The organism is Saccharopolyspora sp. 7B, from assembly GCF_020177435.1.
Lineage (GTDB): Bacteria > Actinomycetota > Actinomycetes > Mycobacteriales > Pseudonocardiaceae > Saccharopolyspora_C > Saccharopolyspora_C gregorii.
Genome location: NZ_JAIUKC010000058.1, coordinates 1 through 24,645, shown reverse-complemented (window position 1 = coordinate 24,645; position 24,645 = coordinate 1). Strand labels below are relative to the sequence as shown.

The following is a 24,645-nucleotide window of genomic DNA, read 5'->3' as shown; positions in this document are numbered from 1 at the left end:
ATGCGCCGCGCCGGAATTCCGCCGTGCGACTTCCGCTGCGCAGCACCGTTTCCGAGCTGGTCGCGGGATCGGTCGTCGCCGCCGCGGTGAGCCTCGTCCTGCAGTTCGCGGTGGCGCGGCTGGGCATCAGCGAACCGAGCTTCGCGCCGGAGGCGCTGGCCTCGCTCGGCGCCGCGCTGGTGTTGTTGATCACGTTCGTGCTGCTGGCGGTCGGCCCCACGCGGTTGCCGCGGCCGGTGCGGCTGGCGGGGACGTGGGCCGCGCTGTCCACGTTCACCACGCTGGCGCTGGCGATCCCGCTGCAGGCGACGCGGTACTACTTCGGCGGTTCCTCGACGGACAACGCGTTCCGCCTGCAGTACATGACGCGGGCGGCCTCCACGTGGGGCCTGTCCGACATGAACTACGCGGGTGTCGCGCCGTACTACCCGGGCGGCTGGTTCTGGCTGGGGGGCAGGTTCGCGAACCTGCTCGGCTGGGAGGGCTGGGCCGCCTACAAGCCGTACGCCTTGATCTGGGTGGCGGTGACGAGCGTCGTCGCGTTCACGTTGTGGAGCGTCGTGGTGCGCAGGCGGCTGGCGCTGCTGGCGGCCATCGCGACCTCGCTGGCGGGGATGCTGCACGGCATCGAGGAGCCCTACGCGTGGCCGTCGGCGGCGTGGCTGGCGCCGATCGCCGTGCTGGCCTGGCACGCGCTGCGCCGCGAGGAGCGCGCCCCGCGCTGGACGCTGGTGTGCGTCGGCGGGTACGTCGGTTTCGCGGCGATCACCTACACGCTGCACTTCGGCTTCGCGGTGCTGCTGATCGTGGCGATGGCCGTGGTGGTCGGCGTGTTCCGGGTCCGCCGCGGCGAGCGGGTGTGGCCGACGGTCCAGCGCATGTTCTTCCGGCTGCTGCCGATCGGCGTGGTCAGCGGGCTGATCTCGCTGCTGGTGTGGCTGCCGTACGTGCTGGCCACGCACGTGTTCACCGACAACCCGCGCAGCGCGGCGCTGCACTACCTGCCGGAGGACGGTTCGTTCCTGCCGGTGCCGATGACGGACGCGAGCCCGGTCGGCGCGCTGTGCCTGGCCGGGTTCGCCTGGCTGGTGCTGCGCGCGCGGCGCAGCGAGGTCGCGGCGGCGATGCTGACCGTGGTGGTCGCGATCTACACCTGGTTCGGCCTCTCGACGCTGGCGCTGGTCGCGAAGACGACGCTGCTCGCGTTCCGGCTGAACGTGATCCTGGGCGTGGTGCTGGCGGTCGCCGGGGTGTTCGCGGTGCTGGAGTTCATCGGCTGGCTGCGGGAACGGGTGGACGCCGCCTACGCCGCGCGGATCACGGTGCTGTCCTGCGCGCTGGGGCTGCTCGGCGCGATCACGTTGACGCAGGGCGCGATCGGCAGCGCGCTGGCACCGTCCGCGACGCAGGCCTACGAGGACTACTACCCGACGGGCGACAACGCGAAGGGCGCCCGCGACCCGGAGCAGACCGGTTCGTGGGCCGACGACGTGTACCGGGCGGTGTCGCAGCTGACCGGCCGCCCGCCGCAGCGGAACCTGCTGCTGACCACCGACTACAAGCTGCTGTCGTTCCAGCCGTACTGGAGCTTCCAGCAGGAGACGCCGCACTACGCGAACCCGCTGGCGGACTACGACGGGCGGACCGCGGAGATCGAGCGCTGGACGAAGGCCCGCAGCGGCCAGGAACTGCTGGACATGCTGCAGCGCAGCCCGTTCACCACGCCGAACGTGTTCGTCCTGCGCAACCAGGACAGCCCGGTCGCCTCGGAAGCGGACCAGGAACGCGCCGCGGACCCGTCGGACGAGAACGGCCGGAAGCTGGCGCTGAACCTCAAGGGCGACGCGTTCCCGCAGCTGCCGAACGTGCGGGACTACGACGTGTTCTTCGACCCGGCCGCGTTCGACGACCCGCGGTTCGAGCGCCGCGAGGTCGGCCCGTACACGGTGATCGCGCTGCGCGACGCGCGCTGACCCGCACGACCACCGCGCCCCCGGGATCGCCCGGGGGCGCGGTGCGTTTCAGGACAACCTGATCGGCAGTTCTTCCAGCCCGTGCACGAGGGTGCTGGGCCGCCACCGCAGTTCCGCCGGGTCCACGGCGAGGCTCAGCTCCGGGAAGCGCTCCAGCAGTCCGCGCACCGCGATCCGCGCTTCGAGCCGGGCGAGCGAGGCGCCGAGGCAGAAGTGGATGCCGTGCCCGAAGCCGAGGTGCCCGGTGCTGGGGCGGCTCAGGTCGAACTCGTCGGGCCGGTCGAAGCGCCGCTCGTCCCGGTTCGCCGAACCCAGCGACACGAGCACCAGCTCCCCCGCCGGGATGTCCACGTCGCCGAGCCGGACCGGTTCGGCGGTGTGCCGCATGGTCGCCAGGTTCACCGGGCTCTCGTGCCGCAGCGTCTCCTCGACGGCGTCGTCGACGAGGTCCGGGTCGGCGCGCACCTCGGCCAGCCGCTCCGGGTTGCCGAGCAGGTCGTGGACGCAGTTGCCGATGAGGTTCACCGTCGTCTCGTGCCCGGCGGCGAGCAGCAGGAACGCCATGGAGATCAGTTCGGGTTCGCTGAGCCGGTCCGCGCCGTCGGCGGCCGCGATGAGCGCGCTGACCAGGTCGTCCCCCGGTTCTTCGCGCTTGCGGGCGACGAGCCGGGTGATGTACTCGCCGATGGCGGCCCCGGCCGAGTTGATCGTCTCGGCGTCGGCGCCGTTGACCAGCGCCGTGGTCCACCGCTTGAAGTCCTCGTGCCGTTCCTGCTCCACGCCGAGCATCTCGGAGATCACGGTGATGGGCAGCGGGAACGCGAACTCGTGCAGCAGGTCGATCTCGCCGCGGTCGGCCAGCTCGTCGAGGAGTTCGCCGGTGAGCTGCTCGACGCGCGGCCGGAGGTCTTCGACGCGGCGCGGGGTGAAGCCCTTGAGCACGAGCTTGCGCAGCCGGGAGTGGTCCGGCGGATCCGTGTTGAGCAGGTGCGCGTTGAGGTCGTCGATGAACTCGGCGCGGTGCGCGCCCTCCCCCAGCTGGTTGTCGATGGCCTTCTTGGTGCCTTCGACGTTCTTCTGCAGCCTCGGGTCGGAGAGCGCCTGCCGTGCTTCGGCGTAGCGGGTCACGACCCACACCGGGATGCCCGACCGGCTGATCACCCGCTGCGCGGGGGCGTCGGCGCGCAGCCGCGCGTAGCGCAGGTAGGGATCTTGCATGAACGCGTCGTCGAGGACGGTCGGCTCGGCGTCCTCCGTGGTGGCGGGCATCGCGTCCTCTCGGGTCGGAGGCTGTCGCGGGACAGTCAACTCGCCGCTGTCTGAGAGGATTCTCAGCTCCCAGGGCGGTCCCGAGACCACCATCCGAGGTGCTCCGCGGGTACCGCCGCGGACCCGGGAGGGGCCGCCCGAACGGCCCCGCTCCGCTCATCCGATCAGCAGGTGCCAGGCCCGTCAGCTCGCCCCGCACCTCCCGTTCTCGGCGCGAAGGGGCGGCCGCGGCGGTGCCGGGCCGGGACGGCCTGACGCCACTCCCCGGCGCCGTCGGCGACCCTCCCGGGCGTGCCGCGGATCCGCGCCCGGCCGGATCGATCCCGAGCTCGTCGAGCTCGACGGGCCGGGTTCCGGCGAACATCCCGCCCTTGCGGACGGTGATCGCCCCTAGGGGGTAGCGTGGCCTGACGTGACCGCACCTGATCCCGTGGACGTACGTCTGCTCACCGCCGTCGCCGAATCCGGGCGCGCCGCGGTCCACGAGATCGCGTCGCGGCTCGGGATGGACGTCCGCGACGTGGCCGCCCGGCTCGCGGTGCTCTCCACCACCGGGCTGCCCATGGTCGTCGGCGTCGAGTGCGACCCGGTGGGCATCCGCAACGCGGTCGCCGCCGCGAACGCCTGGACCCAGGCCAGCGGCGGCTACCAGGTGCCCAACCCGCCCAGCGGCGGCTACCAGGTGCACGGCGGCCCCAGCGGAGCGCACAGCGGCGGGCATCCCGGCCAGAACCCGCCCAGTGGCCCGCAACCGTTCACCCCCGCGGGCCCGCCCGCCTCCTTCGGCCAGCCGCAGCAGGTCAGGCCCGCGCCGCCGCCCGCACCGCAGCAGGCGCAGCCGAACCCGTGGGGCCCGCCCGGATCAGCCGCGTGGGCGCGCGGCGACCAGCAGCGGCCCCCGCAGCCCGGCCAGCCCGCGAGCGGACCGCAGTCCGGGCCGCAACCGGCGCAGCAGCCGGCGAACCCGCACGCGCCGACCGCCAAGACCCCGGTGCCCGCCGCGGCCCGCACCGGCAAGGTCGGCAGCAAGCTCGACGTGGACGGTCCCGAAGGCGAGCGGATCACCATCCAGCTCGTCGAGGTCGTCGACCCGGCCGACTTCCTGTTCACCGCGGCCGGCTACCAGCTGCAGGAGGGCGAGCGCTCGGTCGTCGTGCACACCGAGCTCACCAACCGCAGCCCGATGCCGTTCACCTCGCTGCCCGACCTCTACCTGGTCCTGGTCGCCGAGGACGGGTCCACCGTGGGCAAGGCACCGGTCGCGTTGTCCTCCCGGCCGCCGCACCGCATCGGCGTGCCGCCCGGCGAGACCGCGGGCGGGCACACCGTGTACGTGCTGCCGGAGGACACCGAGCTGTCCACGGTCCGCTGGGCCATGCGCCCCGGGGACGACCAGCGCACCCTCCACTGGGACATCACCGATCTCTGATTCCGCGCTCGCGCTGCTGAGCGGGGCGGTGGTGGGACCTCGCCCGTCCGCTCGCCGAGGGGGATCGTTCGCACCGGTGGCTCTGCGCCACAGGGGAAAGCGCCGTCCTCGCTGGAAGACGGCCGAGAACTCGCGTGGGGCGGCTTGCTCAGGTGGTCGCCGGTGACGGGAAGACGCCGGACCCACCGCGGGAGCCCGCAGCTGGTCCGTCCACTTCGGACACTCAGTTGCCGCGGCGGCGAACCCAGTCGAGGGGACCGCCGCGAGGGCGCTCCGGGCGGCGTTCGCGGCGTTGCAGGGTCGGCCAGTCACCCGCGTCCGCGGACGGGCCGGGTTCCGGATCGGCGCCGAGCACCGCCGGGCCCGCGCGGCCGACGTCCTCCGCCGCCAGCAGCTCCGCCAGCCCCTGCTGGCCGGGATCGGTCCGCTCCGCGTCGGTGGTGGGCCACCGCTCCTCGACCTCCGCGCGCTCGTCCCGCCGCGCGGACGCGGACGGCGGTGCACCGCCCAGCGGCAGACCCGTCGGCGGCGTCGGCGTGTCGTCGGTGAACTCCGCGCGACGCCCGTCGAACGTCCCGCTCGCTCCGGCCTGGGTCATCGGCCACTCCCCCCGCTGTTCCTGGATCAGCACGACCACGCTACGCGACCGGCCGGACCCGTCCGGACGACGATCGCCGCAACGCGCGTCCCGGCGGCGGGAGCGGGCGGCCGGCGGCTCAGGAGTCCTGTTCGCGGAGGGTGTCCAGGGCGTGCTGGAGGTCGTCCGGGTAGTCGCTGGTGAACGTCACCCACTGCCCGTCGGCGGGGTGCTCGAAGCCGAGCATCCGCGCGTGCAGCCACTGCCTGCCGAGCTGCAACCGCCGCGCCAGCACCGGATCCGCGCCGTAGGTGAGGTCGCCCGCGCACGGGTGCCGGACCGCGGAGAAGTGCACCCGGATCTGGTGCGTGCGCCCGGTCTCCAGCTTCACGTCCACCAGGGACGCGGCGCGGAACGCCTCCACCGTCTCGTAGTGGGTGATGCTGGGCTTGCCTCCGCTGACCACGGCGAACTTGTAGTCGTGCTTGGGGTGGCGGTCGATCGGCGCGTCGATGGTGCCGCTGCTCGGATCGGGGTGGCCCTGCACCAGCGCGTGGTAGCGCTTCTCCACGGTGCGCTCCTTGAACGCCCGCTTCAGCGCGGTGTAGGCGTGTTCGCTCTTCGCGGCGACCATGACGCCGGTGGTGCCCGCGTCGAGCCGGTGCACCACGCCCTGGCGCTCCGCGGCGCCCGAGGTCGCGATGCGCACGCCCGCGGCGGCGAGCCCGCCGATCACGGTGGGGCCCTCCCAACCGGGGCTGGGGTGCACGGCGACGCCGATGGGCTTGTCGACCACGACGATGTCGTCGTCCTGGTGCAGGATCCGCAGGCCCTCCACGGGCACCGCGACCACTTCCGGTTCGGGCCGCGCGTCGGGCAGCGTCACTTCCACCAGCCCGCCCGCGATCAGCCGGTCCGACTTGCCGACGGGAGCGCCGTCGAGCAGCACCTCACCGGATTCGGCGAGCCCCGCCACCGTGTTCCGGGACAACCCGAGCAACTTCGCCAGGCCCGCGTCGACCCGCATCCCTTCGAGGCCGTCGGGGACCGGGAGCATCCGCAGATCGCTCATGCCCGGTCCTCGCGCTTCTTCCGGGTGTGCACGGTGCCGTCGTAGTCGCGGCCGAGCAGCGACAGCAGCACCACGAGGATCCCGCCACACACGATGGACGAGTCGGCGACGTTGAACACCGGCCACACGCTGCCGTCCGGCGCGAACAGCGACACGAAGTCCACGACGTGGCCGCGCAACGGCCCGGGCTCCCGGAACAACCGGTCGACCAGGTTCCCGCACGCCCCGCCCAGCACCAGGCCGAGCCCGACGGCCCACCCGGTGGAGCGCAGCTTCGGCGCCAGCCACACGATGACGCCGACCACGACGATCGCCAGCAGCGCCAGCAGCCAGGTCATGCCGGTGGCCAGCGAGAACGCCGCCCCCGGGTTGCGCACCAGCACCAGGTACACCGCCCCGCCGAACAGTTCCAGCGGCGGCTGCCCGTCGAGCCGCGCGACCGCGGCGATCTTGGTCACCACGTCCGCGGCGAGCAGCAGCGCGGCCACCCCGAACAGCAGCGCCAGCAGCTTCCGCGAGGCACGGCCACCGGCCGCCCCGACCGCGGTCGAACCGTCGCCGTCCGAACCCGGGTCCGGCTCGCTCGCGGCGGTACCGCCGTCCCCGCTCGCGGCGGGTCGCGCTTCCGGTTCTGAGGACGAGCCCTCGCCGGTGGCGGGGTTCGATCCGGGCTGCTCGGAGTCGGACTGCTCGGTGTTCACCCGGCCCATTCTCCCCGACCGCCGATCGGTCGTTCGCAGCGGCTCACGCCAACGCGGCGGGGAACTCGCGCGGGTCGTCGACGGGAACCCAGCGGCCGCCGTCGAGTTCGTAGCTCCACTGCGGACCGTGGGCGACGAGCCCGCGCAGCGCGGTGACGATCCGGTCCACGTGCTCGACGGTGGTGCCGAGACCGAGGCTGATCCGCACGGCGCGCTGCGCGTCGGTGCCCGCCAGCAGGTGCCGCACGGCCCGGTGCGCGCAGAACAGCCCGTCCCGCACGCCGATGCCGTGCTCCGCGGACAGCGCCGCCGCCAGCAGCCCGGGGTCCTGGCCGTCCACGGTGAAGCTGACCACGCCGACCCGGTCGTGCTCGGGGCCGAACAGACCCAGCTCGCGCAGCCCGGGAACGGTGGCGAGCCCGGCGCGGAGCCTGCGCAGCAGCAGGTCCTCGTGCCCCTCGATCGCCTCGGCGTGCTCGGCGAGCACCTCGCAGGCCTTGGCGAGCGCGTGCACCCCGACGGTGTTCGGCGAACCGGCCTCGTGCCGCTCCGGACCGGTGTTCCAGTCGATCTCGCCCGCGTCGGGGACCGATCGGGTGGCGCCGCCGCCGGCCAGGTACGGCTCGGCCCGGTCCAGCCAGTCGTCGCGGCCGATGAGCGCTCCCGCGCCGAACGGGGCGTAGAGCTTGTGCCCGGACAGCACGGCGTGGTCCACGCCGAGGTCGGCGATGCGCACCGGGCGGTGCGGGGCGAGCTGGGCGGCGTCGAGCACGGTGCGGGCGCCGTGCTCGCGGGCGACGCGGGCGAGCTCGGCGACCGGCCACAGCTCGCCGGTCACGTTGGACGCCCCGGTGAGCACGGCCAGCTTCGGCCCGTCGGCGCACTCGGCGAGCGCGGCGTCGAGCAGTCGCACCGCCTCCTGCGGGCTCTCCGGGATGCCGAGGTGGTGCACCCGCTCCCCCGCCCACGGCAGCAGCGCCGCGTGGTGCTCGGTGTCGAACACGACCACCGAGGTGTCCGCGGGAAGCGCGGCGGCCAGCAGGTTCAGCGCGTCGGTGGTGTTCCGGGTGAAGATCACCGAATCGGTGCGGCGGGCGCCGACGAACCGGCGCAGCGTCTCCCGCGCCCCCTCGTAGACCCGGGTGCACACCTGGGAGGCGAACCCGGCGCCGCGGTGCACGCTGGCGTACCAGGGCAGCAGCTCGTTCACGGCGTCGCGCACCGCGTTCAGGCAAGGCGCGCTGGCCCCGTGGTCCAGGTTGGCGTACTCGGCGGAACCGCCGGTGACCAGCGGAACCCGCAGCTGCGCGCCGACGACCGCGGGGACCGCGGGAACGGAGTCCACGACGGACCAGATCGGGGTTTCGGCGATCTCGCCGGTGGCGGAGCGGACGGCTGACGACACGATGCCTCCTAGGGCCTCACCGGGCCCGGAGCATTCGGGGCCCGCGCTTGCCGATCGCCCTGCGCGATCGGCCAGGTCCTCACCCGGGGCACCCCACCGCGGTAGGAGGGTTGCCGGCCAGCAAACCGGGGTTTCCCGCTGGCACTCATGACCTTCGACGGAGAAGACTAGGGATCGCCCCCGCCGCGCGCAACCACCCCGTGCGAAGTGGGAGGTGCGCCACGCCCGTCCGGGCGGATCCGCGGTGGTTCCCGCGGACCCGCCCGGCGGCGACCGATCAGACCCGTTCGACGGCGACCGAGACGTCCACGCCGTCCCCGACGCTGCCCGCGGAACCACCCGCGGCCGCGCCCTCGGACACGGCGTCGGCGAGCGTTTCGGCGGCGATGAACTCGCGGTGCGCGTCCACGGCGGCCAGCACCTCGGCCGGCGCGGAGACCTCGACGCGGATGCGGTCGGAGATCTCGAAACCGGCGTCCCGGCGCGCCTGCTGCACGACGCGCACCAGGTCGCGGGCCACGCCTTCGGCGGCCAGCTCCGGGGTGACGTCGCAGTCCAGCACCACCATCCCGGCGCCGCCCGGCAACGCGGCCGCGGCACCGGAGTCGGTGGACACCAGCCGCTCGGTGAACTCGCCCTCCTGCAGTTCGGTGCCGTCGGCGACCACGGCCCCGGCCGCGTTGCGGGTCCAGTCACCGGACTTCACGGCCTTGATCACCCGCTGCACGTCCTTGCCCAGCCGAGGTCCGGCGGCGCGGGCGTTCACGGCGATCTCGAACCGGCCGTGCGCGGCGACGTCGGTGGTCAGCTCGACCTCCTTGACGTTCACCTCGTCCCGGACCAGGTCGACGAACGGCCGCAGCGACTCGGCCTCCGGCATGGCCACGACCAGCTTCGCCAGCGGCAGCCGGACGCGGCGCGAGTTCGACTTCCGCAGCGCCAGCGCCGAGGAGCACACCTGCCGCACCCGGTCCATCGCGGAGACCAGCGCCGCGTCGGCAGGCAGCTCGTCGACCAGCGGCCAGTCCGACAGGTGTACCGAGCGGCCGCCGGTGAGCCCGCGCCACACCGCTTCCGCGGTCAGCGGCAGCAGCGGCGCCACCACCCGGCAGGTCACCTCCAGCACGGTGTGCAGGGTGTCGATGGCGTCGGCGTCCCCGGCCCAGAACCGGTCCCGGGAGCGGCGCACGTACCAGTTGGTCAGCACCTCCAGGAAGTCGCGGACAGCGGCGCACGCCCCGGCCGGGTCGAACACGTCCATCGCGGCCTGCACGTCGCCGACCAGCTCGTGCGCCTTGGCGAGCACGTAGCGGTCCAGCACGTGCTCGCTGTCCACCCGGAACCGGCCCTCGACTCCTTCGGCGTTGGCGTACAACGCCAGGAAGTACCAGGAGTTCCACAGCGGCAGCACCGCCTGGCGCACCGCGTCCCGGATGCCGCGCTCGGTGACCACCAGGTCTCCGCCGCGCAGGATCGGGCTCGCCATCAGGAACCAGCGCATCGCGTCCGAACCGTCGCGGTCGAAGACCTCGTTCACGTCCGGGTAGTTGTTCTTCGACTTCGACATCTTCATGCCGTCGTCGCCGAGCACGATGCCGTGCGCGACCACGTTGGAGAACGCGGGCCGGTCGAACAGCGCGGTGGCCAGCACGTGCAGCAGGTAGAACCAGCCGCGGGACTGGCCGTTGTACTCGACGATGAAGTCGCCCGGGTAGTGGTGCTCGAACCAGTCGGAGTTCTCGAACGGGTAGTGGACCTGCGCGAACGGCATCGCCCCGGACTCGAACCAGCAGTCCAGCACCTCCGGCACCCGCCGCATCGTGGACGCGCCGGTCGGGTCGTCCGGGTTCGGCCGGGTCAGCTCGTCGATGTTCGGGCGGTGCAGGTCGGCGGGCCGTACCCCGAAGTCGCGCTCCAGCTCGTCCAGCGAGCCGTACACGTCGGTGCGCGGGTACGCCGGGTCGTCCGAGGTCCACACCGGGATCGGCGAACCCCAGAACCGGTTCCGCGAGATGTTCCAGTCGCGGGCGTTGGACAGCCACTTGCCGAACTGGCCGTCCCGGATGTGCCCCGGCACCCAGTTGATCTGCTGGTTGAGCTCGACCATGCGGTCCCGGAACCGGGTGACGGCCACGAACCAGGACGACAGGGCCCGCTGGATCAGCGCGTTGTCGCAGCGCCAGCAGTGCGGGTACGGGTGGTCGTAGGTCTCGTGCCGCAGCAGCAGCCCGGCTTCCTTGAGATCCCGGATGATCTGCTTGTTCGCCTCGAAGACCTGCTGGCCCTCGTACGGCGCGACCTCGGCGGTGAACCGGCCCCGCGCGTCGACCGGGACGACCGGTTCGATGTCGTGCGCGTCGGTGACGGCCTTGTCCTCCTCACCGAAGGCGGGCGCGATGTGCACGACACCGGTGCCGTCCTCGGTGGTGACGTAGTCGGCGGGCAGCACCTGGTGGGCGTTGGGTCGCCCGGCGAAGAAGTCGAACGGCGGCCGGTAGCTCGTGCCGATCAGCTCGGCGCCGGTGAACCGGGCGACGACGCGGTCGGCGACGTCCTCGCCGAGCTCCCGCGCGTACGCGCCCAGCCGGGCCTCGGCGAGCACGTAGCGCTCCCCGCCCTGGCCGGGCTCCACCAGCACGTAGTCCACCTCGGGGTGCACCGCGGCCGCGAGGTTCGACGGCAACGTCCACGGGGTCGTCGTCCAGACCAGGGCCAGCGCCCCGTCGAACGCCTTGCCCGGCGCGACGAGCCGCAGGCCCACCGTCACCGCCGGGTCCTGCCGCTGCCGGTAGGTGTCGTCCATCCGCGTCTCGGTGTTGGACAGCGGCGTCTCGCAGCGCCAGCAGTACCAGAGCACCCGGAAGCCCTCGTAGACCAAGCCCTTGTCCCACAAGGTCTTGAACGCCCACATGACGCTCTCCATGTAGTCCACGTCGAGCGTCTTGTAGTCGTTCTCGAAGTCCACCCAGCGGGCCTGGCGGGTGACGTAGTCCTCCCACTCCCGCGTGTAGCGCAGCACCGAGGCGCGGCAGGCGTCGTTGAACTCGGCGACGCCCATCGACTCGATCTCGGACTTCGAGGTGATGCCGAGTTGCTTCTCCGCCTGCACCTCGGCGGGCAGCCCGTGGCAGTCCCAGCCGAAGCGGCGCTCCACCCGGCGGCCGCGCATCGTCTGGTAGCGCGGCACCGCGTCCTTGACGTACCCGGTGAGCAGGTGGCCGTAGTGCGGCAGGCCGTTGGCGAACGGCGGCCCGTCGTAGAAGACGAACTCGTTCGAGCCGTTGACGCCCGCGTCCCTGGCCTGCACGCTCTCCCGGAACGTCCCGTCCGCGGACCAGAAGTCCAGCACTTCCCGCTCGACCTGCGGGAACGACGGTTGTGCGGCCACCCCGCGCTCCTGGGGGGCCTCTCGATCCGCGTCCTCCGGGGCGGCCGTTCCGCCGAATCGGACCTTCGGGTAAGCCATCGCGGGTGTTCTCCTCGCCGGTGTGTCGTCAGCAGCCGCACGGGCATCCGGACTCGATGCCCACACGGGGACGACACGGCGCGCGACCATCCGGCCGCCCGCGTCCCGCGGTACCACCCCGCTTGCCGCCGCAGAACGCGACGGCCACTCGTTGCCGGCTGTCACGGGCCGGACCCGTCCGGTTCTACTGGGGCGCTGCTCCCGCTGGAGCACGGCGCCCGTTCTTCCGGAGGCTCCCCGGTGATGGCCGGATCAACGCCGATGCGGGCCGGTCGCTCCCCGGCGACCAGCCCGCATTCAGCATAACCATTCGACGCCACCGGTTTTCCGCGGCCACCGCGGTCCGCGCCCAGGGCCCTGAGCGCTCCGCGGCGGATCCGCGTTCCCGGCGGTCCTGCTAGCGCGCGGCGCGCGCCTGTCCCGCCAGCACCGCGTCCGGGGTGCAGCGGGAGCAGGCCGTGAAGCCCAGTTCCCGGGCCTCCTTCACCGGCAGCCCCTGCACCTCGCGCTCGCCGAGCCAGTCGCAGCTCGCCAAGTGGTACCGGGGACGTTCGTCGACGACCACGACTTCGTCGTCCGATTCGGACACCAGCAGCGCGTCCGCCGCATCGGTGTCCTCCTCGTCCGGTTCCTCGTCGACGTCGACCTCGCCGGCCGGTGCCGCCGGGTCCTGCCCCGCCTCGCCCGCGGAGACCGGTTGCCGCGGCGGTGAGCTCGCTTCCCTCCGCCGCCGCAACCGTTCCACCACGAGCAGTGCCGCGGCCAGCACGCTGAGCAGCACCGACAACCACGCCCATTCCGGGCGTTGGACCAGCACCGACGTCACCAGCACGCCACCGGCCGCCAGGACCAGGAACAGCACTACCAACAACACGCCGAACTTCCCTTCACCGCACCGTGCGGGGACCCCCTTGTCCCCTCCGCAGCCGACCACCGGCGGCTCCTGGGCCGCGCGATGGCTCACGACCGGCGGATCCGGTCACCGGCCCGCTCAGCCGGCTTCGGCGGCCCGAGCTCCGAAGCTGTAGGTGTTCTGCTGGCCGGCAGCGCGGCTCCCGCTCTCGGCGGGTGCCGCCGATCCGCGGTCCTGCAGTTCACGCAGCTGCGATTCCAGGTAGGTCTGCAACCGGGTGCGGTACTCGCGCTCGAAGGTGCGCAAGGTGTCGATCTTCTTCTCCAGCGCGTTCTTCTCCTGGGTGATGTTGCCCATCACCTCGGCGTGCTTGCGCTGCGCGTCGCGTTCCAGACCGGCGGCCTTCTCCCTGGCCTGCCGCTCCAGCGTCTCGGCCCTGGTCCGGGCGTCGTTGAGCATCGTCTCGGCGCGGGTGCGCGCCTCGTTGACCATGCTGTCCGACTTCGACCGGGCGTCGGAGAGCAACTGCTCGGACTTGGTCCGGGCCTCCGAGAGCATGCCGTCGGCTTCGGCCTTCGCCTCGCCGGTCAGCCGGTCCGCCATCTCCTGGGCGAGCCCGAGGACCTTGGCGGCCTGCACGTGGTGGTCACCACCCGGCGAGGTCTGCTCGGCCGCGGTGGGAGCCGGGACCGGCGCGAGCCGACGCGGTTCCTCCACCGGAGCGGGGGCGGCGGGAACCGCGGACGCCTGACTGCGCGCGTCGTCGAGATCGACCTGCGCGGTCTGCAGCTGGCCCTCCAGCTGCTCCATCTGGCTCCGCAGGTCGTTGTTCTCCTCCACCAACCGGGCGAGCTCGGCTTCAACCAGGTCGAGGAAAGCATCCACCTCGTCCTCGTTGTAACCGCGCTTCCCGATCGGCGGTTTACTGAACGCGACGTTATGCACGTCGGCGGGGGTCAAGCCCACAAGATCACCTCACGCACTCTTCGGCTGCGGGTCACCCGGGTTCCCCGTTACCCGGACTGCGCCCATAGTCTCAACAGCAGCTGCATCAGTATGAACACAACCAGCAGCAGCACCATAATGGATAGGTCCAGCCCTACACCGCCGATCCGGACCGTCGGGATCACCCGACGCAGCAGCCGGATCGGCGGGTCGGTCACTGTGTAGATGCTCTCCAACGCGATTGCAACCCCTCCAGCGGGGCGCCAGTCGCGGGCGAACACCCGGACGAGCTCGATCACGATACGGGCCGTGAGCAGCAGCCAGAAGAAGAAGACCGCGTAGTAAAGGACGATCAGCGCCAGTTCCACAGCTCAACTCTGCCACCGGTCACCCGTAGTTGAAAAAGGCACCCTCGGCCAAGCGGCGCTTGTCCTCGGCTGCGACGTCCACGTTCGGGGGTGAGAGCAAGAACACCCGGTTGGTGACCTTCTCGATCGAACCGCGCATCGCGAAGGCCAGACCTGCGGCGAAGTCGACCAGACGCTTGGCGTCCGCTTCGTCCATCTCCGTCAGGTTCATGATCACAGGAGTGCCGTCCCGGTACTGCTCCCCGATCGTGCGGGCCTCGCTGTAGCTGCGAGGATGCAGAGTTGTGATCTTGCTCAAGTTGAAGTGGCTGCCGGTGTCGGTGACGGCCCGCAACCGGGAGACGGACTCCCGCTCGGCGGCCGTGCGCGCCGCGGTCTCCAGCGTCCACTGCCTGCGCGACGGCTTGACGTCGCGGTACTCCTCGCCGCGGTGACCGGTGTCCCGGTGCGCGGCCTCGCGGTGCCCGTGATCGTCGAATCCCTCGTCGGCGGCCGCCTCGTCCTGGTAGCCGCCGCGCACTCCGACGCGCCGCCGTCCGACCCGGTCGGCTGGCGCGTCGTACTCGCCCGCATCGCCGTACCGGTCGCCGTAGGGCTCGTCGTCGAAGTCGTCGACCTCGTCGGCGGGCACCATGCCGAAGTAGGCCTTCAGCTTGTGCATCGTGCTCATCGGCGTGCCCTTCCTCCGCGACTCCTCCGGAGCCGAGCGCGGTTCGACCGGCGTTCGACCCTCCGCCCAGGCTACGGCGAGATTAACCGCCGCCCTCCCAGCAGCGCTGTTCCGACACGCACCCTGGTGGAGCCGTGGGCCACAGCACTCTCCAGATCGCCGCTCATCCCCGCCGAGATCTCCCCAGCTTCGGGGTGGTCCCGGCGGAGCCGGGTGGAGATCGCCGAAAGTGTGTCGAAGGCCACGTCCGGCGCGGTGTTCTGAGGCGCCACGGCCATGACTCCGCGCAACCTGAGCTCATCCCGCGCGGCGATGTCGGCGGCGAGCGCGGGCACCTCGGCGGCGGGGCAGCCACCCCGGCCGGCCGCCTCGTCCAGGTTCACCTGAACGAGAACTTCGAGCGGGCGTGTCCGCTCTCCCGCGTCGAGCGCGTTGCGCACGGCACCGGCCAGCGCCTCCACCAGCCGCGGGCTGTCCGCGGACTCCACGACGTCCGCCCAGCGGGCGACCGAGCGCGCCTTGTTCCGCTGCAGCTGCCCGACCATGTGCCAGCGCGCCTCCGCGGCGGGGCGCAGGGCGGCCAGCTCGGCGACCTTCGGCCGGGCCTCCTGCTCGCGGTTCTCCGCGAACGAGACCAGGCCCAGATCGGCCAGCAGCGCCACGTCCCGCGCCGGGAAGGTCTTGGTCACCGCCAGCAGCTGCACGTCCGCCACCGGCCGCCCAGCGGCCGCACAGGCCGCCGCGAGGCGCTGCCGGATCGAGCTCAGGGACTCGGCGAGCTCCGCGCGGCGCTCGTCGTCCTCGCTCACGACTCCTCCCGCTCCGCCCACACCACGGCGGCGAACCGGCCCGTGCGGGGCCCGTCACGGCGGTGGCTGAACAGCTCGCGGCTCTCCATCGTGCAGCGCGGATCGATGCCGATCTTCGCGATCCCGGCGCCCGCCAGCTGCTCCCACAGCCCCGCGCGCAGGTCCAGCCCCGGCGTGCCCTTGCGGGTGCGGCAGGCGCTGCCGGGCAGGTACTCCTCGACGTCGTCGCGCATCGACTCGGGCACCTCGTAGCACTGGCCGCAGGCGGCGGGTCCCAGCAGCGCCTCGATGTCGTCGATGCGGGCGCCCGCGCCGCGCATCGCCTTCAGCGCCTCGACGAGGACGCCGACCCGGGCGCCGACCCGGCCCGCGTGCACCGCGGCCACCACGCCGGTCACCGGGTCGCCGAGCAGCACCGGCACGCAGTCCGCGGTGAGCACCGCCAGCGCCAGCCCGGGCTGCGCGCTCACCAGGGCGTCGGTGGCCTCCACCGGTTCCGGGCGCGGGCCGTCGACGAGTTCGGCGTTCTTGCCGTGGATCTGCTCCATCCACACCAGCCGCGACGGGTCCAGCCCGATGCCGGCGGCGAGCTTGCGCTCGTTGGCCGCGAGCGCCTCGGGGTCGTCGCCGACCCGGCCGCCGAGGTTGAACGAGTCGAACGGCGGCTTCGAGCTGCCGCCTTCCCGCGTGGTGATCACGCGCCGGATCCGCACTCCATCACTCCCGATCTCGAAGGGTCGTTGCCGACTGGCGGGGCGGCGTCCCGGAGCACCGGTGCCCGCACATGAGCGGGGCCCGGGACGAAGTCCGTCCCGGTGCCCATTCTGGCCCACGCTCGAAGGCGATCAGCGTCGCATGAACGGAGGAATGTCCACGTCGTCGTCGTTGTCGTCGGAGACCGGCACCGGCCGCGACGGCAGCTGACCGCTCATGCCCTGGGTGCCGGTGTGCGTCGGGTAGCCGCCGCCGGAGCGGGTCGGCACCGAGACGCCGGGCGTGCCGCCCTCGCCGTACGCGGGACGCCGCTCGTAGCTCTGGGCCTGCGGCTCGTAGCTCTGCGGCGGGGTGTACGGCTCGGGCTGCGGGGCCGGAGCGGGCGGTGCCTGCTCCGCGGGGGCCTGCTGCTGCGGCGCGGCGGGCTGCTCGGGAGCGGCCTCGGCCGTGCTGTCGACGACCTGTCCCTCCGTGACCTGACCCGCTTCGCCGCCCGCGACGGCGTCCCTGCCGCCGACCCTGGTCGGCTCCAGCTTCTTGTGGGTCGGCGCACCCGCGTCGAAACCGGCGGCGATCACGGTGACCCGCACCTCGTCGCCGAGCGAGTCGTCGATCACCGTGCCGAAGATGATGTTCGCTTCGGGGTGCGCGGACTCCTGCACCAGCGAGGCCGACTCGTTGATCTCGAACAGGCCGAGGTCGGAGCCGCCCGCGATGGCCAGCAGCACGCCGTGCGCGCCCTCCATCGAGGCCTCCAGCAGCGGCGAGTTGATCGCCTTCTGCGCGGCCTGCACGGCTCTGCCCTCCCCGCGCGCCGAGCCGATGCCCATCAAGGCGCTGCCCGCCCCGGACATGACGCTCTTGACGTCGGCGAAGTCGAGGTTGATCAGACCCGGCGTGGTGATCAGGTCGGTGATGCCCTGCACACCGGAGAGCAGCACCTCGTCCGCGGAGCGGAACGCGTCCATCAGGCTGACCCCGATGTCACCGAGCTGCAGCAGCCGGTCGTTCGGGATCACGATGAGCGTGTCGCAGCAGTCGCGGAGCTCCTTGATGCCCTGCTCCGCCTGGTTCGCCCGGCGCTTGCCCTCGAAGGAGAACGGCCGGGTCACGACGCCGATGGTCAGCGCGCCGAGCTTGCGCGCGACGTCGGCGATCACGGGGGCGCCACCGGTGCCGGTGCCGCCGCCTTCGCCCGCGGTCACGAAGACCATGTCGGCGCCCTTGAGGACCTCTTCGATCTCTTCCTTGTGGTCCTCGGCTGCCTTGTGCCCGACCTCGGGGGCGGCGCCCGCGCCGAGTCCTCGGGTCAGTTCGCGGCCGATGTCCAGCTTCACGTCGGCATCGGACATCAGCAGGGCCTGGGCGTCGGTGTTCACCGCGATGAACTCGACGCCCTTGAGCCCGACCTCGATCATGCGGTTGACGGCGTTGACGCCGCCTCCACCGATGCCGACGACCTTGATCACCGCGAGGTAGTTGTGCGGGGGCGTCATCGGGTCCGCCTTCCTGGTCGTGGCTGAGCGCTCTGCGTTGCTCGGACCGCCGCGGGAGCGGTCACCGTGGGAACCGGACAGTAGTCCGGGGCCGGCACGGGTACCGGTCGACGCCGGAGTGGTCCCGTGCGAGCACAAGATCGAAACGCGGTCAACCCCGTACCCGGTGCGGACCGTAGGCATGCCCGCGTCGCCGCGTCCAGCAGCCACGCCGGGAGTTCTCCCAGGTGTGTCATGCCACCCACGTCGCAGATCCGCCTCGACCGTCGTTCTCGCCTGCACGGTGATCGGCGCTGCGCGATCACCGATGTTCACCGTACCGCGCGGCCGGGCGTGCCGGGCGGCCCACTCGAAAAGAACGGCGCGGAAATCCGGACCGCGGTCGTCCGGATTCGCCGCCAGCATCGGTGGGACGAACCGGAACCGACGGAGGGGCACGACGATGGAACGACCGCTGCGGGGGAAGATCGCGCTGGTCGCGGGCGCGACGCGGGGAGCGGGCCGGGCGATCGCGGTGGAGCTGGGAGCCGCGGGCGCCGCGGTGTACGGCACCGGGCGCACCACGCGGGAGGCGCGCTCCGACTACGACCGGCCCGAGTCCATTGAGGACACCGCGGAGCTGGTGACGGCCGCGGGCGGCGAGGGCGTCGCGGTGCGGGTGGACCACCAGGTCCCGGAGGAGGTCCGGGACCTGGTCGCGCGGATCGAGCGGGAGCGCGGCCGGCTGGACCTGCTGGTCAACGACATGGGCGGCGAGCACCTGATGGACTGGCACAAACCGGTGTGGGAGCACTCGCTGGACCTGGGCCTGCGCAGGCTCCGGACCGGCATCGAAGCGCACCTGATCACCAGCCACTTCGCGCTCGCGCTGCTGTCCCGCACCCCGGGCGGGCTGGTGGTGGAGCTGACCGACGGCACCACCGAGTACAACCGGCGCTACCGCGCGGACTGCGGCGCGTTCTTCGATGTGACGAAGATCGCCGCGAGCCGGTTGGCGTTCGCCCAGTCCGAGGAGCTGCGCCCCCACGGCGGGACCGCGCTCGCGATCACCCCGGGCTGGCTGCGCTCGGAGATGATGCTCGACCACTTCGACGTCACCGAGCAGAACTGGCGCGAGGCAACCGAACCGCACTTCTCGATCTCGGAATCGCCGCACTTCGTCGGCCGCGGGGTCGCGGCGCTGGCGGCGGACCCGGAGGTGTCCCGCTGGGCCGGGCGCACCGTGTCCAGCTTCGAGCTCGCGGAGCACTACGGGTTCACCGACCTGGACGGTTCGCGACCGGATTCGTGGCGCTACATCGCCGAAGTCGTCGAAGCGGGGGCGCCGGAGGACACCACCGGGTACCGCTGATCCGCCGGCCGGTACAGCTCGGTGAGCTCGGCGGCGGTCCGCGCCATCCGCTCGGCCAGCTCCGCCGGGGCCAGCACCTGGACCCGCGCGCCGAGCCCGAGCAGCTGCGCGTGCGCGACCTCCAGGGACTCGACCGGCAGGGTGGTCGTCACCCAGCCCTGCTCGTCGGGTTCCCCGGCCGCGGCGCGCGCGTCCGCCGCTGCCGGGCCGCCGACCTGGCCGTGCAGGGCGGCGAGCGCGTCGGGAGCGATCCGGACGGTGATCTCCGCGCGCAGCAGGGCGCGTTCGAACTCGGCGCCGCGCCGCGCCCAGAACTCCGGCAGCGCGAACTCCGCGTCCCGCTCGAACGGACCGCCCACCTCCACCGATCGGAACCGGTCCACGCGGTACACCAGGAACCGGCCGCCGCAGCGCCCCGCCAGGTACCAGGCACCCGCCTTGAGGACCAGGCCGTGCGGCTCGATCTCGCGGTGCACCTCCCGGTCCCGGCGGCGGTAGGTGGCCCGCACCGCGCGGTCCTGCCACACCGCGTCGGCGAGCTCCGGCAGCAGCGGCGGCGTCTCGGTCTCCCGGAACCAGCCGGGCGCGTCCAGGTGGAAGCGCCGCGCGACCCGGTCCGGCGCGTCCCGGTGCCCCGGCGCGAGCGCGGCGGAGATCTTGCGGCGGGCGCTGCCGACGGCCTCGGTCAGCCCCATCTCGGCCGCCGGGCCGGGAATTCCGGCCAGCAGCAGCGCCTCGGCCTCCGCCCGGTGCAGCCCGGTGAGCCGGGTGCGGTAGCCGCCGAGCAGCCGGTAGCCGCCGTTGCGGCCGCGTTCCGCGTAGATCGGCACGCCCGCCTCCGTCAACGCCTGCACGTCGCGGGCGACGGTGCGTTCGGTGACCTCCAGCTCCGCGGCCAGCTCGGGCCCCGTCGCCGCGCCCCGGTTCTGCAGCAGCAGCACCAACGAGATCAACCGCGCCGCCCGCATCGCTCCCCCTCCGCCGGTGCCGAGGACGCTACGCCCGGCCCCCGACAGAGCCCGGTCACTTCAGCCCGGTGGTCTTCAGCGAGGAGATGAGCTTGCGCTGCCCCAGCAGGAACACCAGCACCGTCGGGATCGCGGCCAGCAGCGCCGCGGCGATCACGTACTGCTGCTTGGAGGCGTACTGCCCCTGCAACGAGGCGATGCCGACCTGCACCACCCGCAACGACTCGTCCTGGGCCACCGCCAGCGGCCACAGGAACGAGTTCCAGTTGGCGAGGAAGAACAGCACCGCCAGCGCGGCCAGCATCGGCCTGCTCAGCGGCAGCACCACGTGCCAGTAGGTGCGCCAGTGCCCGCAGCCGTCCAGCTGCGCCGCGTCCTCCAGCTCCCGCGGCACCCCCAGGTAGAACTGCCGCAGCAGGAAGATGCCGAACGCGTTGAACACGCCCGGCACGATCAGCCCCGCGTACGTGTCGACCATGCCGAGCGTCCGGACCACCAGGAACAGCGGCACCAGGATCACCGGCAGCGAGATCAGCAACGTCGCGATCACCGCGGCGAACGCGATCCCCCGCCCGCGGAAGTGCATCCGCGCCAGGGCGTAGGCGGCCATCGAGTGCACCAGCAACGCCAGCGCCGTCACCACCACCGAGATGAACGCGCTGTTCGCGAGGTAGCGCAGGAACGGCACCTCGGTCAGCACGTACCCCACGTTCTCCAGCGTCAACGCGCTCGGCCAGCCCACCGAGAACAGCTCCGCCGCCGGCCGGAACGCCGCCAGTAGCAGCCACAGCAGCGGCGCGATCGTCACCAGCGCCACCAGGTACGCCAGCAGCGCCCGCCCGCGGATCCCGCTACGCATCGAACCGGCCTCCTCGGGTCGCGGCGAACAGCACCCCGGTGATGGCGCCCAGCAGCAGCACCAGCAGCGCGCAGATCGCCGCCGCGTAGCCGAACCGGCCGAACTGGAACGCCTGCTGGTAGGCGTAGTACACGACGGTGGACGTCGCGTTCGCCGGGCCGCCCGAGGTGGTCACGAAGACCAGGTCGAACGCCTGCAACCCGGCCACCGCGTTCACCGTCGACGTGACCAGGACGAAGAAGCTCGTCGGCCGCAGCATCGGCCAGGTCACGTGCCGGAACCGGTGCCACGCGCCCGCACCGTCCACAGTGGCCGCGTCGTAGAGGTCCCCGGGGATGTCGTTCAACCCGCCGAGGAAGATCAGCATCTGGTAGCCCATCAGGAACCACACGCTGATCAGCACCAACGTGACCAGCGCCAGGTCCGGATCGCCCAGCCACGAGACGCCGTCCAGGCCGAACACCGCGAGCACCCGGCTCACCAAGCCCGTCTTGTCGGTGAGCAGGAACTGCCAGAGCAGCCCGATCACCACCAGGCTCACCGCGTTCGGCAGGAACAGCGCCGCGCGCACCGCCCCCACGCCCGGGAAGTGGTCCCGCACCAGCAGCGCCAGCGCCAGCCCGCACGCGAACACCAGCGGCACGAACAGTCCCGCGTACAGCGCGGTGATGCCGAAGCTGCGCCACAGCAGCCCGTCCCCCGCCATCAACCGGAAGTTGTCCAGCCCCGCCCACCCGACGTTGCCGAAACCGTCCACTTCGAACAATCCGACCACCAGCGCCAGCACCGTCGGCACGGCCACGAACACCAGCAGCCCCACCGCGTCCGGGGCGAGGAAGCCGAGCGCGGACCGGCCGTCGGAACGCCGGGCGCTCATTGGATCGCCGCCCCGTCGTAGCCCGCCAGGAACGTGTCGATCTGCTCGGACGCCGCCCCGGCGGCCTCGGCCGGGTCGGCCCCGTCGAGCTGGCAGGACTGCAGCGCGTCGGAGATCGCGCGGTACACCTCCGGCGGGTAGCGGGGTTCCGGACGCGCCTGCGCCATCACCTGGTCGGCGAACACCCGCATCGGACCGTCGTCGAAGGCGCCCTGGGCTTCGGCGGCGCGGCGCACCGAACGCCGGGGCGGGATCCCCGTCTTCGCCACGGTGTTCCACTGCCGCATCCGCTCCACCCCCGCCGGGTCGGACGAACCGAGCGCCCACGCCACGAACTCGGCCGCGGCCTCCGGGTTGGCGCCGTAGGCGTTCGCGACCATCGCCCAGCTGCCCAGCGCCGTGGTGGCGGTGCCGCCCGGCGGCGCGGGCATCGGCGTGACGCCGTAGCGGAAACCGGGCGCCTGCTCGGCGATCTCGGCGATGCCCCAGATCCCCAGCTGCTGCATCGCGCAGTAGCCCTGCGCCAGGTTCGAGATCGTGTCGTTGCCGCCCTCGCCGCGCACCCGGCGCGGAGCGGCACCGGAGCGGACCGCGTCCTGCCACAGCCGCATCGCCCGGTGCGCGGCCGGCGAGTCGAACGCGCTGCGCCGCAGGTCCGGGGTGAACACGTCGCCACCGGCCATCCACAGCCACGGGTACCAGGTGAAGTTCTGGTAGTAGCCCGGGTTCGTCTCGAACAGCATCCCGAACCGGTCCGGGGTGGTCAGGCGCTCCGCCAGGCCCAGCAGCTCGTCCCACGTACCCGGCAGGTCGCCTTCCGCGAGCCCCGCCCGCTCGAACGCGTCCTCGCTGTAGAACAGCGCCAGCGGTTCGATCTCCATCGGCAGCCCGTACACCCGGTCGTCGACCAGCCGCGTCGCCAGCACCTCCGGCAGGAAGTCCTCCCGCACGCCCGGTTCGAGGTGCGGGGTGAGGTCGGCCAGCGCGCCTCCGTTGTAGTAGCGCAGGAAATCGCCGGGGCTCAGCAGGAACACGTCCGGACCGGCACCGGCGCTGAACGAGGTCTGCAAGGTCGGCCCGGCCTTGTAGTCCTTGTTCGGCACGTACCGCAGCCGCACCCGCACCTCGTGCGTGGCGTTCCACTCCGCCGCGAGCCTGCTGATCCAGTCGCTCTGGCTCTTGTTCTGCCCGCCCGGCCCGTAGAAGTTCCACAGGCTGATCTCGCGCGGATCCCGCGCCGGGGCGCACCCGGCGGCACCCGCGAGCAGCACCGCACCCGCCCCGAGGGCGGTCCGGCGGCTGATCGCGGGCACGTCGCGCATCTGATTCCCCCAGAAATCGATTGCCGAACGCTATTCCCGGCGATCGAACACGGTCAATGCGCCATTGGTGGGGCGCTGCCGGGGTTAGCGCACCGAGTCGACCAGCGCCTCCAACCGGATGCGGACCTCCCGCCCGTCCGCCGGAGTGAGGGCGTGCACCCGTTCGCCCGCGCCGCCCCGCTCCGCGTGATCCAGGTAGCGGCCGTCGGGGGCGGCGTTGTCGAACCAGCGCACCACCGCCGAACGCCGCCGCGCACCGCGCGGATCGCGCGCGGACGCGGCGAACTGTCCCGCCCGCAGGTGCGGGCCGGAACCGATGCTCCGGTACTGCTCGACCAGCCGGTCGCCGCTGCTGCCGCGCACCGGCGCCACGTGCTGCAGGAACCCGGTGGCGAGCTCCTCCGGGCCGGACCGCAGCGAGCTCTCCGGAACCCGCACCCGGCCGCGGGTACCGGGCGGCGCGGGCGGCAGCGTCGCCAGCAGCACCTCCGACAGCGCCGCCCGCTGGTGCAGCTCCACGGTCAGCGCCCCGCCGTACCGCGCGCCCTCCCCCGGTTCCTGCACGCCGAGCACCACCCGATCGCGGCCGGTGAGCGCGGCCACCGAGCGCCACGCGGCCTCACCGCCGAACTCCGGGCACCACAACGAGTCGACCCACAGCTGCGGCCCCGCGAGCACCCGCAGCGCCTCGGCCAGCTCCGCCGGTGCGTCGTCGTCCACCAGGAGCCCGGCCCGGTGCATCGCGGGGGCCTCACGGCGCGCCAGCTCGCGAAGCTGCCGCCGCGTGCGCCCGTACGCCGGGGCCTCCAGCGGTAGCGCGAGATCATCCACCGCCAGGTAACGGCGCAACAAGTACAGGTGCAGCGGGTGCAACCGCCACCGACCCACCAGCGCCATCCGGTTCCCCTCTGAGCACGATCCTCGAACACTCCCACCCGTCCACCGACCGCCGTCCTGTCCGCGGCGAAGCCGCCGACCAGGTGCGCGGCCCGGCCGCCCGCGGATTCGCAGCGGCGTTCTCGCGAGTCCGGCCTTCGCTCACCGGTGACGAGGCCGCCACCCCGTGGCGACGAGAGCGGGCGTTCACTCGCCGAAGACCGGTGGGGCGGTCTTCGGCATTCCTTCCATCCAGACGTCGTCCTGCTCCTCCAGCCAGCCGGGCCGCTCGTGCTCGTAGTCCTCGCCGCCTTCGCCGCGGCGGGCCGCGCCCGCTCCCCCGGCACCACCGCGCGCACCGCTGGTGGCGGCGGCCGGGCCGCCTGCCGGGATGCCGCGGGCGCCCGCGCCGGAACCTGCTCCGACGCCGGCCCGTCCGCCGGGGCCGGGCTGGTTGCCGGTGCCGCCCGCGCGGGTGCCGGGAGTTCCGCCGCCGGGTCTGCCGCCCGGGCCGCCGGTGTTCCGGCCGCCTGCGCCGGGTCCGCCGAGCGCGGAAGCGCCGGCACCACGACCACCGCCGCGGCCCCCGGGGCCGCCGGGAAGTCCGCGCGCGGGCAGCGGGACCGGGCCGGTCAGGACCGGTGG

At 72.8% G+C, this 24,645-nt stretch carries 21 protein-coding genes, 1 pseudogene and 1 riboswitch; of the genes and pseudogenes, 3 read left to right on the top strand and 19 right to left on the bottom strand.

Going from position 1 to position 24,645, the window contains the following annotated elements:
- Window positions 1-23: 23 nt before the first annotated feature.
- Entirely contained in the window at window positions 24-1,973 is a 1,950-nt protein-coding gene (locus tag LCD33_RS11170; protein ID WP_224977795.1) for an arabinofuranosyltransferase, read from the top strand.
- Between the two features lie 48 nt (window positions 1,974-2,021).
- Here LCD33_RS11170 and LCD33_RS11165 read toward each other — a convergent pair whose 3' ends face one another.
- Window positions 2,022-3,242 carry a cytochrome P450 gene (locus LCD33_RS11165; protein ID WP_224959341.1) on the bottom strand — a complete coding sequence of 407 codons (1,221 nt, stop codon included), beginning with the start codon at window positions 3,240-3,242 and terminating at the stop codon, window positions 2,022-2,024.
- Between the two features lie 412 nt (window positions 3,243-3,654).
- Between LCD33_RS11165 and LCD33_RS11160 the strand changes: the two genes are divergently transcribed.
- Window positions 3,655-4,671, top strand: a complete 1,017-nt coding sequence (locus LCD33_RS11160; protein ID WP_224959339.1) for an AsnC family protein — start codon at window positions 3,655-3,657, stop codon at window positions 4,669-4,671.
- Window positions 4,672-4,894: 223 nt separating this feature from the next.
- On the opposite strand, the gene LCD33_RS11155 is transcribed toward LCD33_RS11160, so the two are convergent.
- From LCD33_RS11155 to ftsZ, 12 genes are all read right to left on the bottom strand, one after another.
- Window positions 4,895-5,269, bottom strand: coding sequence for a hypothetical protein (locus LCD33_RS11155; RefSeq protein ID WP_224959338.1), 375 nt, complete (start codon window positions 5,267-5,269; stop codon window positions 4,895-4,897).
- A gap of 118 nt (window positions 5,270-5,387) precedes the next feature.
- A complete protein-coding gene (locus tag LCD33_RS11150) occupies window positions 5,388-6,305 on the bottom strand; it encodes an RluA family pseudouridine synthase (protein WP_373690067.1) in 918 nt (305 codons plus the stop codon).
- A gap of 11 nt (window positions 6,306-6,316) precedes the next feature.
- Window positions 6,317-7,030 carry a signal peptidase II gene (lspA, locus tag LCD33_RS11145; protein ID WP_224959336.1) on the bottom strand — a complete coding sequence of 238 codons (714 nt, stop codon included), beginning with the start codon at window positions 7,028-7,030 and terminating at the stop codon, window positions 6,317-6,319.
- Window positions 7,031-7,064: 34 nt separating this feature from the next.
- Window positions 7,065-8,393: an aminotransferase class V-fold PLP-dependent enzyme gene (locus LCD33_RS11140; protein ID WP_224966952.1), complete on the bottom strand. Its 1,329-nt coding sequence runs from the start codon at window positions 8,391-8,393 to the stop codon at window positions 7,065-7,067.
- 71 nt (window positions 8,394-8,464) lie between these two features.
- A riboswitch (SAM riboswitch) is annotated at window positions 8,465-8,579 on the bottom strand.
- Between the two features lie 124 nt (window positions 8,580-8,703).
- Window positions 8,704-11,892: an isoleucine--tRNA ligase gene (gene ileS / locus LCD33_RS11135; protein ID WP_224959335.1), complete on the bottom strand. Its 3,189-nt coding sequence runs from the start codon at window positions 11,890-11,892 to the stop codon at window positions 8,704-8,706.
- Window positions 11,893-12,289: 397 nt separating this feature from the next.
- Window positions 12,290-12,766 carry a hypothetical protein gene (locus tag LCD33_RS11130; RefSeq protein WP_224959334.1) on the bottom strand — a complete coding sequence of 159 codons (477 nt, stop codon included), beginning with the start codon at window positions 12,764-12,766 and terminating at the stop codon, window positions 12,290-12,292.
- 117 nt (window positions 12,767-12,883) lie between these two features.
- Complete coding sequence (locus tag LCD33_RS11125) at window positions 12,884-13,711, bottom strand: DivIVA domain-containing protein (protein ID WP_224959333.1); 828 nt, start codon at window positions 13,709-13,711, stop codon at window positions 12,884-12,886.
- Window positions 13,712-13,758: 47 nt separating this feature from the next.
- Window positions 13,759-14,058, bottom strand: coding sequence for a YggT family protein (locus LCD33_RS11120; protein ID WP_224959332.1), 300 nt, complete (start codon window positions 14,056-14,058; stop codon window positions 13,759-13,761).
- A 19-nt stretch (window positions 14,059-14,077) separates the two neighbouring features.
- The gene (locus LCD33_RS11115) at window positions 14,078-14,728 is read right to left on the bottom strand and encodes a cell division protein SepF (RefSeq protein WP_224977794.1); all 651 of its coding nucleotides are present in this window, start codon (window positions 14,726-14,728) and stop codon (window positions 14,078-14,080) included.
- 71 nt (window positions 14,729-14,799) lie between these two features.
- The gene (locus LCD33_RS11110) at window positions 14,800-15,537 is read right to left on the bottom strand and encodes a YggS family pyridoxal phosphate-dependent enzyme (protein ID WP_224959330.1); all 738 of its coding nucleotides are present in this window, start codon (window positions 15,535-15,537) and stop codon (window positions 14,800-14,802) included.
- Entirely contained in the window at window positions 15,534-16,250 is a 717-nt protein-coding gene (gene pgeF / locus LCD33_RS11105) for a peptidoglycan editing factor PgeF (protein ID WP_224959329.1), read from the bottom strand. The genes LCD33_RS11110 and pgeF overlap by 4 nt, the downstream gene beginning before the upstream one ends.
- Window positions 16,251-16,382: 132 nt before the next feature.
- Complete coding sequence (ftsZ, locus tag LCD33_RS11100) at window positions 16,383-17,747, bottom strand: cell division protein FtsZ (protein ID WP_224959325.1); 1,365 nt, start codon at window positions 17,745-17,747, stop codon at window positions 16,383-16,385.
- Between the two features lie 442 nt (window positions 17,748-18,189).
- Between ftsZ and LCD33_RS11095 the strand changes: the two genes are divergently transcribed.
- On the top strand, window positions 18,190-19,098 hold the full coding sequence (locus LCD33_RS11095; RefSeq protein ID WP_224959323.1) for an SDR family oxidoreductase: 909 nt from the start codon (window positions 18,190-18,192) through the stop codon (window positions 19,096-19,098).
- Here the strand turns inward: LCD33_RS11095 and LCD33_RS11090 are convergent.
- From LCD33_RS11090 to LCD33_RS11065, 6 genes and pseudogenes are all read right to left on the bottom strand, one after another.
- A complete protein-coding gene (locus tag LCD33_RS11090) occupies window positions 19,041-20,066 on the bottom strand; it encodes a YafY family protein (RefSeq protein ID WP_224959322.1) in 1,026 nt (341 codons plus the stop codon). The two genes, LCD33_RS11095 and LCD33_RS11090, sit on opposite strands and share 58 nt — an antisense overlap.
- A 55-nt stretch (window positions 20,067-20,121) precedes the next feature.
- A complete protein-coding gene (locus tag LCD33_RS11085; RefSeq protein ID WP_224959321.1) occupies window positions 20,122-20,925 on the bottom strand; it encodes a carbohydrate ABC transporter permease in 804 nt (267 codons plus the stop codon).
- Window positions 20,918-21,802 carry a carbohydrate ABC transporter permease gene (locus tag LCD33_RS11080; protein ID WP_224959320.1) on the bottom strand — a complete coding sequence of 295 codons (885 nt, stop codon included), beginning with the start codon at window positions 21,800-21,802 and terminating at the stop codon, window positions 20,918-20,920. Before LCD33_RS11080 ends, LCD33_RS11085 begins: the two co-directional genes overlap by 8 nt.
- A complete protein-coding gene (locus LCD33_RS11075; RefSeq protein WP_224977793.1) occupies window positions 21,799-23,124 on the bottom strand; it encodes a sugar ABC transporter substrate-binding protein in 1,326 nt (441 codons plus the stop codon). Before LCD33_RS11075 ends, LCD33_RS11080 begins: the two co-directional genes overlap by 4 nt.
- 84 nt (window positions 23,125-23,208) lie before the next feature.
- Window positions 23,209-24,021 carry an ESX secretion-associated protein EspG gene (locus LCD33_RS11070; protein WP_224977792.1) on the bottom strand — a complete coding sequence of 271 codons (813 nt, stop codon included), beginning with the start codon at window positions 24,019-24,021 and terminating at the stop codon, window positions 23,209-23,211.
- Between the two features lie 186 nt (window positions 24,022-24,207).
- Window positions 24,208-24,645 (bottom strand): annotated as a pseudogene (locus LCD33_RS11065) (hypothetical protein); the annotation flags it as partial.

Bases quoted from the DNA above. Each gene is read 5' to 3' on its own strand.
- LCD33_RS11095 (WP_224959323.1), top strand. From the start codon at position 18,190: ATGGAACGACCGCTGCGGGGGAAGATCGCGCTGGTCGCGGGCGCGACG.
- LCD33_RS11150 (WP_373690067.1), bottom strand. From the start codon at position 6,305: ATGCTCCCGGTCCCCGACGGCCTCGAAGGGATGCGGGTCGACGCGGGC.
- ftsZ (WP_224959325.1), bottom strand. From the start codon at position 17,747: ATGACGCCCCCGCACAACTACCTCGCGGTGATCAAGGTCGTCGGCATC.
- LCD33_RS11165 (WP_224959341.1), bottom strand. From the start codon at position 3,242: ATGCCCGCCACCACGGAGGACGCCGAGCCGACCGTCCTCGACGACGCG.
- LCD33_RS11090 (WP_224959322.1), bottom strand. From the start codon at position 20,066: ATGCGGGCGGCGCGGTTGATCTCGTTGGTGCTGCTGCTGCAGAACCGG.
- ileS (WP_224959335.1), bottom strand. From the start codon at position 11,892: ATGGCTTACCCGAAGGTCCGATTCGGCGGAACGGCCGCCCCGGAGGAC.
- LCD33_RS11085 (WP_224959321.1), bottom strand. From the start codon at position 20,925: ATGCGTAGCGGGATCCGCGGGCGGGCGCTGCTGGCGTACCTGGTGGCG.
- LCD33_RS11070 (WP_224977792.1), bottom strand. From the start codon at position 24,021: ATGGCGCTGGTGGGTCGGTGGCGGTTGCACCCGCTGCACCTGTACTTG.
- lspA (WP_224959336.1), bottom strand. From the start codon at position 7,030: ATGGGCCGGGTGAACACCGAGCAGTCCGACTCCGAGCAGCCCGGATCG.
- LCD33_RS11075 (WP_224977793.1), bottom strand. From the start codon at position 23,124: ATGCGCGACGTGCCCGCGATCAGCCGCCGGACCGCCCTCGGGGCGGGT.
- LCD33_RS11115 (WP_224977794.1), bottom strand. From the start codon at position 14,728: ATGAGCACGATGCACAAGCTGAAGGCCTACTTCGGCATGGTGCCCGCC.
- LCD33_RS11080 (WP_224959320.1), bottom strand. From the start codon at position 21,802: ATGAGCGCCCGGCGTTCCGACGGCCGGTCCGCGCTCGGCTTCCTCGCC.
- LCD33_RS11155 (WP_224959338.1), bottom strand. From the start codon at position 5,269: ATGACCCAGGCCGGAGCGAGCGGGACGTTCGACGGGCGTCGCGCGGAG.